The organism is Paracoccus aerius, assembly GCF_014656455.1.
Taxonomy (GTDB): domain Bacteria; phylum Pseudomonadota; class Alphaproteobacteria; order Rhodobacterales; family Rhodobacteraceae; genus Paracoccus; species Paracoccus aerius.
In genome coordinates this window covers 24,097-40,162 of record NZ_BNCL01000005.1, presented here as the reverse complement: position 1 = coordinate 40,162, position 16,066 = coordinate 24,097, and the positions used below count along the sequence as shown (strand labels likewise).

At 65.9% G+C, this 16,066-nt stretch carries 19 protein-coding genes; 8 read left to right on the top strand and 11 right to left on the bottom strand.

Features of this window, described 5'->3' with window-relative positions:
• The 11 genes from IE224_RS07790 to IE224_RS07740 all read right to left on the bottom strand — a co-directional run bounded on the left by IE224_RS07790 (nucleotide 1) and on the right by IE224_RS07740 (nucleotide 7,863).
• A complete protein-coding gene (locus IE224_RS07790) occupies nucleotides 1-843 on the bottom strand; it encodes a hypothetical protein (protein ID WP_191309261.1) in 843 nt (280 codons plus the stop codon).
• A gap of 3 nt (nucleotides 844-846) precedes the next feature.
• A complete protein-coding gene (locus IE224_RS07785) occupies nucleotides 847-1,161 on the bottom strand; it encodes a hypothetical protein (RefSeq protein ID WP_191309259.1) in 315 nt (104 codons plus the stop codon).
• A 4-nt stretch (nucleotides 1,162-1,165) separates the two neighbouring features.
• Complete coding sequence (locus IE224_RS07780; RefSeq protein ID WP_191309257.1) at nucleotides 1,166-1,531, bottom strand: hypothetical protein; 366 nt, start codon at nucleotides 1,529-1,531, stop codon at nucleotides 1,166-1,168.
• A complete protein-coding gene (gene sdhA / locus IE224_RS07775) occupies nucleotides 1,531-3,333 on the bottom strand; it encodes a succinate dehydrogenase flavoprotein subunit (RefSeq protein WP_167622570.1) in 1,803 nt (600 codons plus the stop codon). Before sdhA ends, IE224_RS07780 begins: the two co-directional genes overlap by 1 nt.
• 7 nt (nucleotides 3,334-3,340) lie before the next feature.
• Nucleotides 3,341-3,727: a succinate dehydrogenase, hydrophobic membrane anchor protein gene (locus IE224_RS07770; protein WP_167622571.1), complete on the bottom strand. Its 387-nt coding sequence runs from the start codon at nucleotides 3,725-3,727 to the stop codon at nucleotides 3,341-3,343.
• A gap of 13 nt (nucleotides 3,728-3,740) precedes the next feature.
• Nucleotides 3,741-4,133: a succinate dehydrogenase, cytochrome b556 subunit gene (gene sdhC, locus IE224_RS07765; protein WP_191309255.1), complete on the bottom strand. Its 393-nt coding sequence runs from the start codon at nucleotides 4,131-4,133 to the stop codon at nucleotides 3,741-3,743.
• Between the two features lie 224 nt (nucleotides 4,134-4,357).
• Nucleotides 4,358-5,392 (bottom strand): MaoC family dehydratase, encoded by a 1,035-nt coding sequence (locus tag IE224_RS07760; RefSeq protein WP_191309253.1) that lies wholly within the window; start codon nucleotides 5,390-5,392, stop codon nucleotides 4,358-4,360.
• Nucleotides 5,389-5,595 carry a DUF1737 domain-containing protein gene (locus IE224_RS07755; RefSeq protein ID WP_167622574.1) on the bottom strand — a complete coding sequence of 69 codons (207 nt, stop codon included), beginning with the start codon at nucleotides 5,593-5,595 and terminating at the stop codon, nucleotides 5,389-5,391. The genes IE224_RS07760 and IE224_RS07755 overlap by 4 nt, the downstream gene beginning before the upstream one ends.
• 3 nt (nucleotides 5,596-5,598) lie before the next feature.
• Complete coding sequence (locus tag IE224_RS07750) at nucleotides 5,599-6,147, bottom strand: NnrU family protein (RefSeq protein WP_167622575.1); 549 nt, start codon at nucleotides 6,145-6,147, stop codon at nucleotides 5,599-5,601.
• 42 nt (nucleotides 6,148-6,189) lie between these two features.
• Nucleotides 6,190-7,035: an HpcH/HpaI aldolase/citrate lyase family protein gene (locus IE224_RS07745; protein ID WP_191309251.1), complete on the bottom strand. Its 846-nt coding sequence runs from the start codon at nucleotides 7,033-7,035 to the stop codon at nucleotides 6,190-6,192.
• Between the two features lie 81 nt (nucleotides 7,036-7,116).
• A complete protein-coding gene (locus tag IE224_RS07740; RefSeq protein WP_167622577.1) occupies nucleotides 7,117-7,863 on the bottom strand; it encodes a sulfite exporter TauE/SafE family protein in 747 nt (248 codons plus the stop codon).
• Nucleotides 7,864-8,023: 160 nt separating this feature from the next.
• On the opposite strand from IE224_RS07740, the gene mdh reads away from it, so the two are divergent.
• The 8 genes from mdh (at nucleotide 8,024) to IE224_RS07700 (ending at nucleotide 16,066) form a co-directional block, all read left to right on the top strand.
• A complete protein-coding gene (gene mdh, locus IE224_RS07735) occupies nucleotides 8,024-8,986 on the top strand; it encodes a malate dehydrogenase (RefSeq protein ID WP_167622578.1) in 963 nt (320 codons plus the stop codon).
• Between the two features lie 113 nt (nucleotides 8,987-9,099).
• The gene (locus tag IE224_RS07730; protein ID WP_191309249.1) at nucleotides 9,100-9,435 is read left to right on the top strand and encodes a hypothetical protein; all 336 of its coding nucleotides are present in this window, start codon (nucleotides 9,100-9,102) and stop codon (nucleotides 9,433-9,435) included.
• 173 nt (nucleotides 9,436-9,608) lie between these two features.
• Nucleotides 9,609-10,802: an ADP-forming succinate--CoA ligase subunit beta gene (gene sucC, locus IE224_RS07725; protein WP_191309247.1), complete on the top strand. Its 1,194-nt coding sequence runs from the start codon at nucleotides 9,609-9,611 to the stop codon at nucleotides 10,800-10,802.
• Nucleotides 10,803-10,808: 6 nt separating this feature from the next.
• On the top strand, nucleotides 10,809-11,693 hold the full coding sequence (sucD, locus tag IE224_RS07720) for a succinate--CoA ligase subunit alpha (protein ID WP_167622581.1): 885 nt from the start codon (nucleotides 10,809-10,811) through the stop codon (nucleotides 11,691-11,693).
• Nucleotides 11,694-11,767: 74 nt separating this feature from the next.
• Complete coding sequence (locus IE224_RS07715; protein ID WP_167622582.1) at nucleotides 11,768-12,115, top strand: hypothetical protein; 348 nt, start codon at nucleotides 11,768-11,770, stop codon at nucleotides 12,113-12,115.
• A gap of 63 nt (nucleotides 12,116-12,178) precedes the next feature.
• Nucleotides 12,179-12,577 carry a hypothetical protein gene (locus IE224_RS07710; RefSeq protein ID WP_167622583.1) on the top strand — a complete coding sequence of 133 codons (399 nt, stop codon included), beginning with the start codon at nucleotides 12,179-12,181 and terminating at the stop codon, nucleotides 12,575-12,577.
• A gap of 7 nt (nucleotides 12,578-12,584) precedes the next feature.
• The gene (locus IE224_RS07705) at nucleotides 12,585-13,049 is read left to right on the top strand and encodes a hypothetical protein (RefSeq protein ID WP_191309244.1); all 465 of its coding nucleotides are present in this window, start codon (nucleotides 12,585-12,587) and stop codon (nucleotides 13,047-13,049) included.
• Between the two features lie 50 nt (nucleotides 13,050-13,099).
• Nucleotides 13,100-16,066 carry a 2-oxoglutarate dehydrogenase E1 component gene (locus IE224_RS07700; protein ID WP_191309242.1) on the top strand — a complete coding sequence of 989 codons (2,967 nt, stop codon included), beginning with the start codon at nucleotides 13,100-13,102 and terminating at the stop codon, nucleotides 16,064-16,066.

Below are 16,066 nucleotides of genomic sequence, written 5' to 3'. Positions count from 1 at the left end.
TCAGGAAGTGCCTTGCGACGTCACGTCCGCCGCGAAAAGATGTTCGGCGCGCGCGACCAGATCGACGATCCGGCCATGCGCGTGGGGGTTCAGAGACAGGCCGTTCAGCCTGCGCAAAAATTCCGTCGCCCCGTCATTCAGGCGGTTGTTGGTCGGCCCGTCCAGCGGCTGAAGCGCGTCGATCGGGGCATCGTCCAGACCGGCATGGCGCAGAAGCTGGCGGCCGGGGCGCAGGGGATCCGTCTCATCCTCCAGCCGGAAGCGGGTCACGCGATCGCCGGTCTCGGCGGTCATGCGGCGGACAAGGTCGCCCCAGCCTGGAAGATCGGCAGTCTCGGCCTCGAATTCAAGCAGGCTGCGGGTATAACCGTCGGTCCGGACCGCCTGCGCCCAGACCGAGGGACGCCAGCTTTTCCGGCTGCGCGTATAGATCACGAAATCAGTCGTGAACTCGCGTGCCTCGGCCATCAGCAGCGCGGCGATCTGCGGAAGCGCGGGGTAAAGCCGCGTCTCGCCGCCATTGCCGGGCATGGCGCCCGCCAGGTTCTCGTGGCTGATCAGGACCGGCACCGCGTTTGCGGGCAGACTGTCCAGCACGTCGCGGAAGGCCAGCCGCAAGGCCTGGGCCCGGTCGTCCGAAGGCGCCAGGCTGAAGGCGATGGCCGCGCGGCCCAGCGGGCGCATGGGCGATCCTTCCTCAGGCGTGCGGACCACAAGGTGATGCGCCAGCGTGTCGGCGTTGCGGCGCAGATGCCGCTGGATCGAGGTGCTGCTGGTCTTCTGGACGCCCAGATGAACGATCAGGCGCCGCGCCCCCTGCCCTGTCCCTGCCTGCCCCGCCATGGCTCAGCCCGTCCAGCCCGGCTGCTGGGTCAGCGGCCGGCGTGGAGGCTGGCCAGACCGGCGCTGCACGCAGCGGTCATAGACTTGCGACGGGTCGCGCCCCATCAGGTAGTCGCCCGACAGATCGACCGACACGCTGCCAAAGCCGCGCGTGCCGGACGATCCGGTGCCGATGCCGACCGCCACATTGGTCTGCGGGCGGACGGCCAGTTCGGCGTCGCGCAGGCAGGTCACCTCGGCCTGTTCGACCGGGACGGGGCCGCAGGCAGCCAGCGTCCCGATCAGCGCCAAGGCCGTATGTCCCGCCCGCGCGCGCATCACATCAGGCCGTGCGTGCCGCCGCAGCGATGCACTGCGTGGTCGCCGGGCGCGAGACGATGGCCGCCACGCTGTCCGCCGTGCCGGAAACGCCCGCGCGCGAGGCCTGGGCGATGTCGATCAGTTCCGCCGTGGTGGCGTTGTTGACGACGCAGTCGGTATAGGGCGCGACATTGGCGCCGGGCAGGCGCTTTTCCATCTCGGCGTTGATGACGGTCCGGGCAACCTGACGCGAGGCCGCGTCCAGCACGGTCGGCGTGGTGACGACCGCAGGGGGCACGGTGACGGTGGTCGCCGGCGGCATCGGTGCGGCGCAGGCCGCCAGGGTGGCGGCCGCAAGGCCCAGGGCGGCGAAAGTCTGGAAGCGCATCAGTAAACCCTTTTCTTGGGAGCAATCTTCTTCAGGTCGATCCCGCCATCCTCTTCCTTGGTCAAGGGGTCCAGATGGACGGGGCGGTAATCCAGTTTAACCGCGTTTCCATCGACCCATGCAAGCGAGTGCTTGCGCCAGTTGGCGTCGTCCCGCTCGGGCCAGTCTTCATGCGCATGGGCGCCCCGGCTTTCCTTGCGCGCCTCGGCCGCGACGATGGTGGCAAGCGCATTGGGCATCAGGTTGGTCAGTTCCAGCGTTTCCATCAGGTCGCTGTTCCAGATCAAGCTGCGGTCGGTCACCTTGATGTCGTCCATCTTGGCGGCGATCGCCGTCATCTTCTCGGCGCCCTCGGCCAGGGTCTTGTCGGTGCGGAACACCGCCGCGTCAGCCTGCATGGTGCGCTGCATTTCCAGCCGCAGCTCGGCAGTCGGAACGGTGCCCTGGGCATGGCGAAGCGCGTCGAAACGCCCAAGCGCCTGGTCGACCGATGCCTGGTTGGTCGAGGGGACCTGGCTTTCGCGGTCGATCACCTGCCCCGCCCGGATCGCGGCGGCGCGACCGAAGACGACAAGGTCGATCAGAGAGTTCGAGCCGAGGCGGTTCGCGCCGTGGACCGATGCGCAGCCCGCCTCGCCCACGGCCATCAGGCCAGGGAAGATCGCGTCCGGGTTGTCGGCGGTCGGCGCCAGCACCTCGCCCCAATAGTTCGTGGGGATGCCGCCCATGTTGTAATGGACCGTCGGCAGGATCGGGATCGGCTGCTTGGTCACATCGACGCCTGCGAAGATCTTGGCCGATTCACTGATGCCGGGCAGGCGTTCGGCCAAGGCCTCGGGCGGCAGGTGCATCAGGTTCAGATACATGTGGTCCTTGTCGGGACCGACGCCGCGGCCTTCGCGGATCTCGATGGTGATGCAGCGGCTGACCACATCGCGGGACGCCAGATCCTTGTAGGTCGGCGCATAGCGTTCCATGAAACGCTCGCCTTCCGAATTGGTGAGGTATCCGCCCTCGCCCCGCGCGCCTTCGGTGATCAGGCAGCCCGAGCCATAGATGCCGGTCGGGTGGAACTGCACGAACTCCATGTCCTGCAGGGGCAGGCCCGCACGCGCGACCATCCCGCCGCCGTCGCCGGTGCAGGTATGGGCCGATGTCGCGCTGAAATAGGCCCGGCCATAGCCGCCGGTCGCCAGCACCACCATCTTGGCGTTGAAGACGTGGATGGTGCCGTCGTCCAGCTTCCAGCAGACCACGCCGGTGCAGGCGCCGTCCGTGACGATCAGGTCGATCGCAAAGTATTCGATGAAGAATTCCGCGTTGTTCTTCAGCGACTGGCCGTAAAGCGTGTGCAGGATGGCGTGGCCGGTCCGGTCGGCCGCGGCGCAGGTGCGCTGCACCGGGGGGCCTTCGCCGAACTCGGTCGTGTGGCCGCCGAAGGGACGCTGGTAGATCTTGCCCTCCTCGGTCCGGCTGAAGGGAACGCCGTAATGTTCAAGCTCGTAGACGGCCTTGGGCGCCTCGCGCGCCAGGTATTCCATCGCGTCCGTGTCGCCCAGCCAGTCCGACCCCTTCACGGTGTCGTACATGTGCCACTGCCAGTTGTCCGGGCCCATGTTCGACAAGGAGGCGGCGATGCCGCCCTGCGCGGCAACCGTGTGGGACCGCGTCGGGAAGACCTTGGTCACGCAGGCCGTGCGCAGCCCTTGTTCGGCCATGCCCAGCGTCGCCCGCAGGCCCGCACCGCCGGCGCCCACCACGACCACGTCGTAATCATGCGTATGAATATCGTATGCTGCCATGATGCCCTCAGATCGCGACGGTGACGAGGGTCATCTTGGCCAGCGCAAAGACTGCCGCCGCAATGACCGCCCAGGAAAAGACCACCGAGACGATGATCGCCACCTTGCGCGCCGTGTGTTGGAAATAATCGTCGATCATGATCCGGGTGCCCTTGATGAAGTGCACCATGCCCACGACGATGAACAGCGCCGTGATCAGCGCCGGATAGGGACGGCCGAAGTAAGCCACCAGTTCGGGATGAGGCAGGCCGATGGCATTGCCGATCACCAGCATGAAGGCCGGCACCAACAGGACCAGGGCGCAGGAACTGACGGTCAGGAACCAGTGGTCGGCCGTGCCGCTGTGGGCGGAACCCAGGCCCATGGCCGCCTTGCGGGGTGTGATATAGCGCATGGTTGCCTTGCCCTTATGCAAAGAAGAACAGGATCAGTGACAGAAGCGTCAGCACCACCGACCCGATGATGATGGCCCAGCTTGCACGTTCGGCTTCCTCGATCCGCAGCAGCTTGCCGGAATCGTAGAACAGGTGCCGGATGCCGGCCAGCGCGTGGAACCACAGCGCCCAGGCCGATCCGGTCAGCACGATGAAGCCGATCCAAGACCGCACCACCCAGTCGGCGGCGGCAAAGGCTTGGGGGCCGGTGACGGCAGCGACCAGCCACCAGACCAGCAGCAGGATGCCCGCGACAAGCGCGTGCCCCGTGATCCGCGTCATGATCGAGGTGATCGCCGCCAAGGGAAGGCGGTAAACCTGCATATGGGGGGAAAGCGGCCGGTTGCCCCGGTTCACGTCGGCCATGATGCGGCGCTCCTTTAAACGGTTCTGGCTTGACCCGCAGCAGGCACGAAGCTGGCCCCGCAGGCTGGCGATTGGCGCGTATTTGTCCTGTCTTGTGGCATCTGTCACCGCCAGATGCCATAGCATGGACCGAATTTTCGCTGCTTTCAGTCCTTTGTGATCACACCCCTGCGGGTCGTGATCACATGGTTGCGCCTTGTGCCGGCCTGTGCCGACTCGGACTTTCAGACCGGCATCAAGGCCCAGTAATCCAGGTCCAGAAGCACGTCCGGCTGGTAGCGCCCATCAGGATCCTTCAGCGCGAAATCCCTGCTGTTCCCTTTGGTTGCCACAAGCCGCAGCCGGATTGCAGCAACGCCCGGCGCATCGGTTTCCGCCTTGTCCAGCACTTCGGACCAGGCGCGGACGGTATCGCCCGCAAAGCATGGGTTGGCATGTGCGCCGGCGTTCAGCGCGACGATCATCTGTGCATTGGCCAGCCCGTTGAAGGACAGGGCGCGGGCCATGCTGATGACATGGCCGCCATAGATCAGCCGCCGCCCGTCGTCGCGGTTGGTTGCGTCGAAATGCACCTTGGCGGTGTTCTGCCACAGGCGCGTGGCCAGCATGTGCTCGGCCTCCTCGACCGTGACGCCGTCGACATGGTCGATCTTCTCGCCGATCTGGTAATCGCCCAAGCGATGCGGCTCCCCGGCCAGGTCGAAGTCGTATTCGGTGAAGTCGAGTCCGTCGGGGATCACCAGATCCTCGGGCGCGACCACGGGCGGCAGGTCAGGCACGACCGTCTCAGGCGCGGGCGCATCGGTGTCGCGCTTGCGCACCATCACCCAGCGGACATAGTCCAGCACCGGCTGGTCCATCTGGTTCAGCCCCTGCGTCCGGACCCAGACCACGCCCGACTTGCCATTCGAGTTCTGCTTCAGCCCGATCACCTGCGATTCCGACCGCAGCGTATCACCCGGCCAGACCGGCGCCAGCCATCGGCCCTGGGCATAGCCCAAGTTCGCCACCGCGTTCAGGCTGACATCGGGAACGGTCTTGCCGAAGACGATGTGAAAGGCCAGCAGGTCGTCCAGGGGGCTGCTTTCCAACCCGCAGTTCGCCGCGAATTCGTCGCTGGAATACAGCGCGTGCCGGGCCGGATACAGGGCGTGATACAGCGCCCGTTCCCCTTCGGCCACCGTGCGGGGAACGGCATGGCGGATCACCTGGCCAAGCTGGTAATCCTCGAAGAAGCGGCCCGGATTGGTCTTGGTCATTGCTGCCCCAGCTTCATGTCGGGATGGTATTCGGCCTGAACCTGCTTGGTGACGGCCTGGCCCATCCGCATCACGCCCTTGACGGGATCGAAGGCCATGGTCGGGCTGCCATGCAGGGACCAGCCCTTCGACAGCGCCTCGCTGACGCGGTGGCAGAATTGCGAGGTGTCGTCCTCGGTGATGCAGCGGTATAGGGTGGTCATGGTTCAGCCTCCGAATGGCCAGGGTCCGATCCAGCCGTGGATCAGCCCCACGACCAGCATGACGACAACCGCGCCAACGGCCGCCATGATTTCCTTGCGGACCGGGAATGGCCCCGTGCGCCGCTTCCAGGCGCCCGCCCGGTTCAGCAGGACGATTTCGACAAGCGCCCAGGCCAACAGCCCGCCGAACAGGATCAGCGACGCCAGATCGCCATTCACCAGCAGATGCGCCACGGCCCAGAGCGAGAAGCCGGTCAGCTGCGGATGCCGGATCCAGGCGGTGACGCGCGTGCCCATTCCGTCGGCCGCGTAAAGATAGAAGGCCAGCAGCATCAGCAGGTTGTTGATGCCGGTCGTCGCAGGCGACCTGCCCCACCAGACCGGCCCATCGACCTGCCCATAGCCTCGCGCCATGATGAAGACCGACAGGATCAGCAGGATCGCAACCAGCCCCTTGCCCTTGTCGCCCAAGGCGGCGCGGCGGTCCGGTGCCACCCGCTTGAACAGATGCGCCGCCCACCACAGGGCCACGCCCGAAATCAGCAGAACCATCTGGCTTTCCTTTCGCTGGATGTCCTGGGGCGCACCCTGCCCTTATCCTGCCATTGCCGCAATTGCCTTGGCGCGGTCCAGCGTCTTGCGGGCCGTCTCGACATGCAGGTTCTCGACGATCTTGCCGTCGACCACGGCGACCCCCTTGCCCTCGGCCGCGGCGGACTGGAAGGCGTCGATCTGGCGGCGGGCCAGGTCAACCTCGGCTTCAGTCGGGGCGAAGGCCTCGTTGGCGATGGCAAGCTGGGCGGGGTGGATCAGCGTCTTTCCGTCAAAGCCCATGTCGCGGCCCTGTTCGCATTCGGCGCGCAGGCCATCGTCATCCTTGAAGGCGTTGAAGACGCCGTCCACGATCACCTTGCCATGGGCCTTGGCCGCCAGCAGGCACAGGCCCAAGCCTGCCAGCATCGGCAGCCGGTCGGGGCGGAAGCGGCTGTTCAGTTCCTTGGCCAGGTCGTTGGTGCCCATCACCATCCCCTGAAGCCGGGAATGCGCGGCGATCTGCGGGGCGTTCAGCATCCCCGAAGGCGTTTCCATCATCGCCCACAGCGGCAGGTCGGGGATGATCGCGGCCACGCGGTCCAGGTCGGCGGCGCTGTCCACCTTGGGGATCAGCACGGCATCCGCGCCGTCCAGACCGGCGCAGAAACGGGCGTCGTCCCCGCCCCATTCCGTGGCCAGCCCGTTGATCCGCACGATCCGCGCACGCGGGCCATAGTCATCGGCCAGTGCCGCAGCCAGGGCGTCGCGCGCGGCTGGCTTTTCGGCGGGCGCGACCGCATCCTCGAGATCAAAGATGATCGCATCGGTGGGCAGACCCCGGGCCTTCTCCATCGCCCGTGCATTGGCTGCCGGAATATACAGAACCGAACGATAGGGCCGCGCCATCAGATCCTCCTCGCAACAATCTTGCGTGACGCTGCCCTGCTGCGCCAGATTTGGCAAGTGCAATTTTGCTGCGCTGCGGCATCATGCCAGGGCTTGCCAGACCAGCCGCAATGACACCACCAGCAGCCCCCAGGTGATGAGCTTGTAGAACAGCGCCTCGGGGATGATGCGGACCAGCCGCAGCCCGACCCAGACCGAGATCAAAGCGACCGGCGTCAGCACCGCCGCCGCCTTGAGGTTCGCGACCGACAACTGCCCAAGCGCGGCATAGGGGATCAGCTTGACCCAGTTGCAGATGGCAAAGAACCAGGTCGTCGTGCCCGCATAGATCACCGGCGACAGGCGCAGCGGCTGGACATAGACCTGCCAGGGCGGCGCGCCCGAATGGCTGACAAAGCTGGTATAGCCCGCGATGCCGCCCCAGACGCTGCCCTTCGCGGCGGACGGTTCCCGCGCGGCACCCGCCAGTTGCGGCCGGATCAGCGCGTTCAGGGCAAAGACGACCCCGATCAGCCCGACGATCAGCGTCACGCCCCAGACCGGCACCAGATGCGCACCCGCCCAGCCCAGGCCGATGCCTGCCACTGCGCCCGGCAAGGCGGTGGCCAGAACCCGCAGGTCGAAGTTGCGGCGGAACGCGATCAGCCCGCCCACGTCCGAGGCGACATAGACCGGCAGCATCAGCCCCGCCGCCTGCACCGGCGACATGACCAGCGACAGCAGCGGCACCGCCAGCATCGCCACCATCGCAAGCCCGCCCTTGGCCAGCCCCACGGAGATCGAGGCCAGCACCGCAAGCACCCATCCCCCGACCGTCAGTTCCAGCATCGCCACCCTCCGTCCGCGCCGGCCAGGAATGCGCGCCCGGATGGTGAATGACAAGTGTCAGCGCCAACAGTGGCGCGCGGCAGTGGCGCGGGCTTGCGATTCGTTTCACGACCCCGTAACCAACCCCGCAACAATCATCCATGACACCCGGAGGTTATCCATGGCCCGACCCAAAATCGCACTGATCGGTGCGGGGCAGATCGGCGGCACGCTGGCGCATCTGGCCGCGATGAAGGAACTGGGCGACGTCGTCCTGTTCGACATCGCCGAAGGCACGCCCCAGGGCAAGGCATTGGACATCGCCGAATCCGGTCCGTCCGAAGGCTTCGACGCGGTCCTGAAGGGCACCAACGATTATGCCGACATCGCGGGCGCGGATGTCTGCATCGTCACCGCCGGCGTCCCGCGCAAGCCGGGGATGAGCCGCGACGATCTTCTGGGCATCAACCTCAAGGTCATGAAATCCGTGGGCGAAGGCATTGCCAAGCACGCGCCTGACGCCTTCGTGATCTGCATCACCAACCCGCTGGACGCGATGGTCTGGGCGCTGCGCGAATTTTCGGGCCTGCCGCGCGAAAAGGTCTGCGGCATGGCCGGCGTGCTGGATTCGGCCCGCTTCCGCCACTTCCTGTCGCTTGAATTCGGCGTGTCGATGAAGGACGTCACCGCCTTCGTCCTGGGCGGCCACGGCGACACGATGGTCCCGCTGACCCGCTATTCGACCGTGGCCGGCATCCCCCTGCCCGACCTGGTCAAGATGGGCTGGACCACCCAGGAAAAGCTGGACGCCATCGTGCAGCGCACCCGTGACGGCGGGGCCGAGATCGTCGGCCTGCTGAAGACCGGCAGCGCCTTCTATGCGCCCGCGACCTCGGCCATCGAGATGGCGGAAGCCTATCTGAAGGACCAGAAGCGCGTCCTGCCCTGCGCGGCCTATGTCGACGGCGCATACGGCCTGGACGGCATGTATGTGGGCGTGCCCACCGTGATCGGCGCGGGCGGCGTGGAAAAGGTCATCGACATCACGCTGGACGGCGACGAGCAGGCGATGTTCACCAAGTCGGTCGACGCGGTGAAGGGCCTGGTCGAGGCTTGCAAGGGCATCGACGGCTCGCTGGCCTGACGGGTCCCGCAGATCGGCAAGGCGCGTCCCCCGGGGCGCGCCTTTGCATTTGATGATGTTCATCTTTCCGGTTCCGTCGTAGCATTTCCGCATCCAGTGAACCGGAGGCGACCATGACCCGAACCGTCCTGCCTGCTGCGCTTTTCTCTGCCCTGCTGATCGGCGCCTGTTCCGCGCCGCCCTCCAGCCCCCGCCCGACCGACCAATTGCCCTTCATGGGCTCATGGAACTGCGGCGCCACGACCATGACCTTCACGCCCGAATCCTATCTGCCCGCGAACGACGCCTCGCCCATCCGCATCGCCAGGTTCTCGACCCAGAACCGGGTCACGACCATGACGCTGGCTGACGGGGCCGTCATCCAGGTGCAGTGGCAGAACGACAACCAGATGACCTTCACCTCGCAGACCACGGGCGACAGCTTCGACTGCGCCCGGGTCGCAGGCTAGATCGGCAGGCGAATCCTGGGATACTGACCTTTGTGATCACGGGATTTCCAGCCGTGATCACAATAGGCGACTTCTTGCGGGTTTCCTGCATTTTAGGGGAAAACCGTTTCCCGGCCCGCCCCCGATGTGGCAAGACCCCCCGCAAATCTGTCGAACCGAAAAAGGGGGTCAGGATGAATATCCACGAATACCAGGCCAAGGCGCTGCTGCGTCAATACGGCGCGCCGGTCAGCGACGGCCGGATCGTGATGAAGGCTGACGAAGCCAAGACCTGCGCAAGCGAGATGGACGGCCCCCTGTGGGTGGTCAAGGCCCAGATCCACGCGGGCGGTCGCGGCAAGGGCAGCTTCAAGGAAGCCGAAGCCGGTGAAAAGGGCGGCGTCCGCCTGGCCAAGTCGGTCGAGGAAGCCGAGGAACTGACCCGCCAGATGCTGGGTCGGACGCTGGTCACGCACCAGACCGGACCTGCCGGCAAGCAGGTCAACCGCATCTATATCGAGGATGGCAGCGACATCGCGCGCGAGCTGTATCTGGCGCTGCTGGTGGATCGCCAGACCTCTCGCGTCAGCTTCGTCGCCTCGACCGAAGGCGGCATGGACATCGAGGAAGTGGCCGCCCACACGCCGGAAAAGATCGTCAGCTTCAGCGTTGACCCGGCCTCGGGCCTGTCGGACTTCCACGGCCGCCGCGTGGCCTTCGCCCTGGGCCTGGAAGGCGCGCAGGTCAAGCAATGCGTCGCCCTGGTCAAGAACCTGTATCGCATGTTCATCGAGAAGGACATGGAGATGCTGGAGATCAACCCGCTGATCGTCACCCCCGAAGGCAACATCAAGTGCCTGGACGCGAAGATGGGCTTCGACAACAACGCGCTTTACCGCCAGCCCGACATCATGGCCCTGCGCGACGAGACCGAGGAAGACCCCAAGGAACTGGCCGCCTCCAAGTTCGACCTGAACTACATCGCCCTTGACGGCGAGATCGGCTGCATGGTGAACGGCGCGGGCCTGGCCATGGCCACGATGGACATCATCAAGCTGTATGGCGCGGAACCCGCGAACTTCCTGGACGTCGGCGGCGGTGCGACCAAGGAGAAGGTGACGGAAGCCTTCAAGATCATCACCTCGGACCCGAACGTGAAGGGCATCCTGGTCAACATCTTCGGCGGCATCATGCGCTGCGACATCATTGCGGAAGGCATCATCGCCGCCGTGAAGGAAGTCGGGCTTCAGGTTCCGCTGGTCGTGCGTCTGGAAGGCACCAATGTCGAATTGGGCAAGGAAATCATCGCGAAGTCCGGCCTGAACGTGATCGCTGCCGACGACCTGTCGGATGCGGCAGAGAAAATCGTGAAAGCGGTGAAGGGATAAGAAACGATGGCCGTTCTCGTTAACAAAGACACCAAAGTCATCTGCCAGGGGATCACCGGATCCCAGGGCACCTTCCATACCGAACAGGCGATCGCCTATGGCACGCAGATGGTTGGCGGCGTGACCCCCGGCAAGGGCGGCAGCGAACACCTGGGCCTGCCGGTCTTCAACTCGGTCCACGAGGCCGTGGCAAAGACGGGCGCCACCGCATCCGCGATCTATGTCCCGCCCCCCTTTGCGGCGGATTCGATCCTGGAGGCCATCGACGCGCAGGTCCCGCTGATCGTCTGCATCACCGAAGGCATCCCGGTGCTGGACATGATGCGCGTGAAACGCGCCCTGCAAGGGTCGCAGTCGCGCCTGATCGGGCCGAACTGCCCCGGGATCATGACGCCCGACGAATGCAAGATCGGCATCATGCCGGGCAGCATCTTCCGCCGCGGCAGCGTGGGCGTCGTGTCGCGTTCGGGCACGCTGACCTATGAGGCCGTGAAGCAGACCTCGGACGTGGGCCTGGGCCAGTCCTCGGCGGTCGGCATCGGCGGCGACCCCATCAAGGGGATGGAGCATATCGACGTGCTGCAGATGTTCCTCGACGACCCCGAGACGGAGTCGATCATCATGATCGGCGAGATCGGCGGCTCGGCCGAGGAGGAAGCGGCCGAGTTCCTGGCCGAGCAGAAGAAGAAGGGCAAGTGGAAGCCGACGGCAGGCTTCATCGCGGGCCGCACTGCCCCTCCGGGCCGTCGCATGGGCCATGCGGGCGCGATCGTGTCCGGCGGCAAGGGCGATGCGGAATCGAAGATCGAGGCGATGAAGCGCGCCGGGATCGTCGTGGCCGACAGCCCGGCTGGCCTGGGCGAGGCCGTGCTGAAGGCCATCAAGGGCTGAGACTGAACCCGCCCTGCGGGGCGGGCGTTGCCCCGGCACGATCACCTTTCGCGATCAAACACAGGAGACTGAAGATGAAGATGCTTTCGGCTACCATCATCGCCTCGACTGTTGTGCTGGGGGCCTGCGCGCCCGAGCCTGTCACCCGCGTCGAAACCGCCGTCACGGTCGACCAGGCCTCGACCGAGGCGCTTGCCGCGGCGACCGGCCTTCCGGCCGACGCGGTCCTGGGCGTGACCCGGACGGACAACCAGTATGTCGTCTTCTACCGCGACGACGGCGTCACCGCCGAACAGTTGGCGGCCGCGCCACGGACGATCTGCGCCAACACCGCCTCGACCGTTTTCAGCGCCCAGGCTGTGGACACGACCGCGCCTCAGTTCGGGACCGGCGTTCAGAGGATGACCGTCACCTGTTCGTGACGGATTTGAAAAGCCGTGCTCCCGACTTAAGTATGGGGGCACTGGCAGGACCAGGGGGATGATGTGGACGACCAGCCGCACTGCGGGGCAGCAATCGCGACAAGCCGGGCGCAAGCCTGGGCTGGCGGATGTCTTGCGCCCGTGTCACTGGCCGCGCTTCTGGCGCTGACGGCCTGCGGTCGCGCGCCCACCGACGATATCCTGCCCGGCGGCATTCCCGCCATGACGAACCTTCACCAGGCCAGCACCCTGCCCCCCGATGCGGTCCGCACCGTCGCGCGGCGCGATTTCGGCTGGCGGCTGATCTATCACCCCGCCCGCGCGCCCGCCGGTGCCGACCAGGGCGCAGCCCGTGCGCTGTGCGGCCTGGAACGTCGCGCTGTGGCGCGGATCGAACGCATCCCGCGGGTGGATCCCTATGTCGATCCCGGCGCGGCCATCATCGACGTTTATTGTGCCTGAGGCGGTCATGACATCCAGAATTCCAGCAGCCAGTCTTCCCACCATGCCCCGCGTCCTGGCGCTTCTTGCGGTCTGCGGGCTGGCAGCCTGCATGCAGCCTGCGGCTGCCCCGGCCCCGGTTCCCGCGCCCTCAGCCCCCGCCGCGCCGGCTGCGCCGCGTGTCGTGGTGCCGACAGTGCCCGTTGCGCCGCCAGTCGCGGCGCCGGCGGCCCCGGCCCTGCCGACCGGACCGGTCGACGGACGCACCGGGTTGCACCAGGCTTCGCTGATTTCGGTCACCGGGGATGCCGACAGCCGCTATACCGTGCTGTTCCGCCCTGCCCAGACCGACGCCGGCAAGATCGAGGCCGCGCCCGCGCAGCTTTGCCGCGCGGCCGGACGCGACGTTGCCGAGAGCCGCACCAACAAGCCGGGCGCCGGCAGCGCGATGCCCGGCGTCCAGATGATGATCGTCACCTGCAGCGCCGCCTGACGCCGCAATTCCGCCCTTATCCTTCCATTGCGTCAAGGACGCGAGACCCGATGACCGACCAACCCAAGAACGCCGACTTCCACGACTCGTCCTTCCTGCAAGGACATAACGCGGCCTATATCGAACAGCTTTACGGCCAGTGGGCGCAGAACCCGCAGAACTTCGACGCCGCATGGGACGCCTTCTTCCGCGGCCTGGGTGATGCCGGAGAAGATGCCGCGCGCGAAGCCGAAGGCGCAAGCTGGAAGCGCGCAGACTGGCCGCCGATGCCGTCCGATGAAACCACCGCCGCGCTGACCGGCGAATGGCCGATGGCCTCCAAGGACGAAGCCCGCGCCGCGATGAAGAAGATCGCCGCCAAGGCCGAGGAAAGGGGCGTCAGCCTGACCGAGGACCAGATGCGCCAGGCCGTGCTGGATTCGATCCGCGCGCTGATGCTGATCCGTGCCTTCCGCATCCGCGGCCACCTGCACGCCAACCTTGACCCGCTGGGCCTGCGCGACGTGCCCGACCACGGCGAGTTGAACCCGGCCACCTACGGCTTCGGCCCCGGCGACATGGACCGCCCGATCTTCATCGACAACGTGCTGGGGCTGGAGGTCGCCTCGATCCGCCAGATCACCGAGTTGATGAAGCGGACCTACTGCGGCACCTTCGCGATCCAGTTCATGCACATCTCGAACCCCGAGGAAGCCGCCTGGCTGAAGGAGAGGATCGAGGGATATGGCAAGGAAATCCAGTTCACACAGGAAGGCCGCCGCGCCATCCTGAACAAGCTGGTCGAGGCCGAGGGCTTCGAGAAGTTCCTCCATGTGAAATACATGGGCACCAAGCGCTTCGGCCTCGACGGGGGCGAGGCGCTGATCCCGGCGATGGAACAGATCATCAAGCGCGGTGGCGCCTTGGGCGTGAAGGAGATCGTCGTGGGGATGCCCCACCGCGGCCGCCTGTCGGTGCTGGCCAACGTGATGTCGAAACCCTATCGCGCGATCTTCCACGAGTTCCAGGGCGGCTCGTTCAAGCCCGAGGACGTGGACGGTTCGGGCGACGTGAAATACCACCTCGGCGCATCGAGCGACCGAGAGTTCGACGGCAATACCGTCCACCTGTCGCTGACCGCCAACCCTTCGCACCTCGAGGCCGTGAACCCGGTCGTGCTGGGCAAGGCGCGCGCCAAGGGCGACCAACTGGGCGACATGCATGACCGCAGCGCGGTCCTGCCGATCCTGCTGCATGGCGACGCGGCCTTCGCAGGCCAGGGCGTCGTGGCGGAATGCCTGCAACTGTCGGGCATCAAGGGCCACCGCACCGGCGGCTGCATCCACATCGTGGTGAACAACCAGATCGGCTTCACCACCGCGCCGCATTTCAGCCGCACCTCGCCCTATCCGACCGATATCGCCCTGATGGTCGAGGCGCCGATCTTCCACGTGAACGGCGACGACCCCGAGGCCGTGGTCCATGCCGCCAAGGTCGCGACCGAGTTCCGCCAGAAGTTCCAGAAGGACGTCGTGATCGACATCTTCTGCTATCGTCGCTTCGGTCACAACGAAGGCGACGAGCCGATGTTCACGAACCCGGCGATGTATACCAAGATCAAGGCGCAGAAGACGACGCTGCAGCTTTATACCGAACGCCTGGTCGCCGACGGCCTTGTCCCCGAGGGCGAGATCGAGGACATGAAGACCGCCTTCCAGAACCACCTCAACGAGGAGTTCGAGGTGGGCAAGGCCTTCAAGCCCAACAAGGCCGACTGGCTGGACGGCAAGTGGTCGGGCCTTGACCGCGAGGGCGCGGAATACGTGTCGGGCGAAACCGGGATCGAGCCTTCGACAATGGCCCAGATCGGCCGCGCGCTGACGGGGGTTCCCGAGGGCCACAACCTGCACAAGACCGTGGGCCGGCTTCTGGAAGCCAAGAAGCAGATGTTCGAGACGGGCGAAGGCTTTGACTGGGCCACGGGCGAGGCCCTGGCCTTCGGGTCGCTGCTGCTGGAAGGCAAGCCGGTTCGCCTGGCGGGCCAGGACAGCACGCGCGGCACCTTCAGCCAGCGTCATTCGGCCTTCATCGACCAGAAGTCCGAGGATCGCTATTACCCGCTGAACAACATCGCCGAGGGTCAGGCCCGCTACGAGGTCATCGACTCGATGCTGTCGGAATACGCGGTTCTGGGCTTCGAATACGGCTATTCGCTGGCCGAACCCAATGCGCTTGTGTTGTGGGAAGCCCAGTTCGGCGACTTCGCCAACGGCGCGCAGATCATGTTCGACCAGTTCATCTCTTCAGGCGAGAAGAAATGGCTGCGCATGTCGGGCCTTGTGATGCTGCTGCCCCACGGCTTCGAGGGCCAGGGGCCCGAGCATAGCTCGGCCCGCCTGGAACGCTTCCTGCAGATGTGCGCCGAGGACAACTGGATCGTCGCCAACTGCACGACTCCGGCCAACTATTTCCACATCCTGCGCCGCCAGATGCACCGCCGGTTCCGCAAGCCGCTGGTGCTGATGACGCCGAAATCGCTGCTGCGCCACCCCAAGGCCACCAGCAAGGCGGCCGACTTCCAGACCGGATCGACCTTCCACCGCGTGCTGTGGGACGACGCGCAGCATGGTGCCTCGGACATCACGCTGGTTCCGGATCACCGCATCCGCCGCGTCGTGATCTGTTCGGGCAAGGTCTATTACGACCTCTTGAAGGCGCGGGACGAGGCCGGGATCGATGACATCTACCTGCTGCGTTTGGAACAGTTCTATCCGTTCCCCGCGCAGTCGATGGTCAAGGAACTGTCCCGCTTCAAGGACGCCGAGATTGTCTGGTGCCAGGAAGAGCCCAAGAACCAGGGCGGCTGGAGCTTTGTCGAGCCCTACCTAGAATGGTCGCTGGACCGGCTGGGCGCGCGCCACAACCGCGCCCGCTATGTCGGCCGCAACGCAGCCGCGTCGGTTGCCACCGGCCTCGCCTCGCGCCACAAGGCCGAGCAGGAGGCCCTGGTGTCCGAGGCGCTGTCGCTTGAAGGATGA

Excerpts from the sequence above, each read along its gene's own strand:
- IE224_RS07790 (WP_191309261.1), bottom strand. The coding sequence starts at position 843 with ATGGCGGGGCAGGCAGGGACAGGGCAGGGGGCGCGGCGCCTGATCGTT.
- IE224_RS07785 (WP_191309259.1), bottom strand. The coding sequence starts at position 1,161 with ATGCGCGCGCGGGCGGGACATACGGCCTTGGCGCTGATCGGGACGCTG.
- IE224_RS07780 (WP_191309257.1), bottom strand. The coding sequence starts at position 1,531 with ATGCGCTTCCAGACTTTCGCCGCCCTGGGCCTTGCGGCCGCCACCCTG.
- sdhA (WP_167622570.1), bottom strand. The coding sequence starts at position 3,333 with ATGGCAGCATACGATATTCATACGCATGATTACGACGTGGTCGTGGTG.
- IE224_RS07770 (WP_167622571.1), bottom strand. The coding sequence starts at position 3,727 with ATGCGCTATATCACACCCCGCAAGGCGGCCATGGGCCTGGGTTCCGCC.
- sdhC (WP_191309255.1), bottom strand. The coding sequence starts at position 4,133 with ATGGCCGACGTGAACCGGGGCAACCGGCCGCTTTCCCCCCATATGCAG.
- IE224_RS07760 (WP_191309253.1), bottom strand. The coding sequence starts at position 5,392 with ATGACCAAGACCAATCCGGGCCGCTTCTTCGAGGATTACCAGCTTGGC.
- IE224_RS07755 (WP_167622574.1), bottom strand. The coding sequence starts at position 5,595 with ATGACCACCCTATACCGCTGCATCACCGAGGACGACACCTCGCAATTC.
- IE224_RS07750 (WP_167622575.1), bottom strand. The coding sequence starts at position 6,147 with ATGGTTCTGCTGATTTCGGGCGTGGCCCTGTGGTGGGCGGCGCATCTG.
- IE224_RS07745 (WP_191309251.1), bottom strand. The coding sequence starts at position 7,035 with ATGGCGCGGCCCTATCGTTCGGTTCTGTATATTCCGGCAGCCAATGCA.
- IE224_RS07740 (WP_167622577.1), bottom strand. The coding sequence starts at position 7,863 with ATGCTGGAACTGACGGTCGGGGGATGGGTGCTTGCGGTGCTGGCCTCG.
- mdh (WP_167622578.1), top strand. The coding sequence starts at position 8,024 with ATGGCCCGACCCAAAATCGCACTGATCGGTGCGGGGCAGATCGGCGGC.
- IE224_RS07730 (WP_191309249.1), top strand. The coding sequence starts at position 9,100 with ATGACCCGAACCGTCCTGCCTGCTGCGCTTTTCTCTGCCCTGCTGATC.
- sucC (WP_191309247.1), top strand. The coding sequence starts at position 9,609 with ATGAATATCCACGAATACCAGGCCAAGGCGCTGCTGCGTCAATACGGC.
- sucD (WP_167622581.1), top strand. The coding sequence starts at position 10,809 with ATGGCCGTTCTCGTTAACAAAGACACCAAAGTCATCTGCCAGGGGATC.
- IE224_RS07715 (WP_167622582.1), top strand. The coding sequence starts at position 11,768 with ATGAAGATGCTTTCGGCTACCATCATCGCCTCGACTGTTGTGCTGGGG.
- IE224_RS07705 (WP_191309244.1), top strand. The coding sequence starts at position 12,585 with ATGACATCCAGAATTCCAGCAGCCAGTCTTCCCACCATGCCCCGCGTC.
- IE224_RS07700 (WP_191309242.1), top strand. The coding sequence starts at position 13,100 with ATGACCGACCAACCCAAGAACGCCGACTTCCACGACTCGTCCTTCCTG.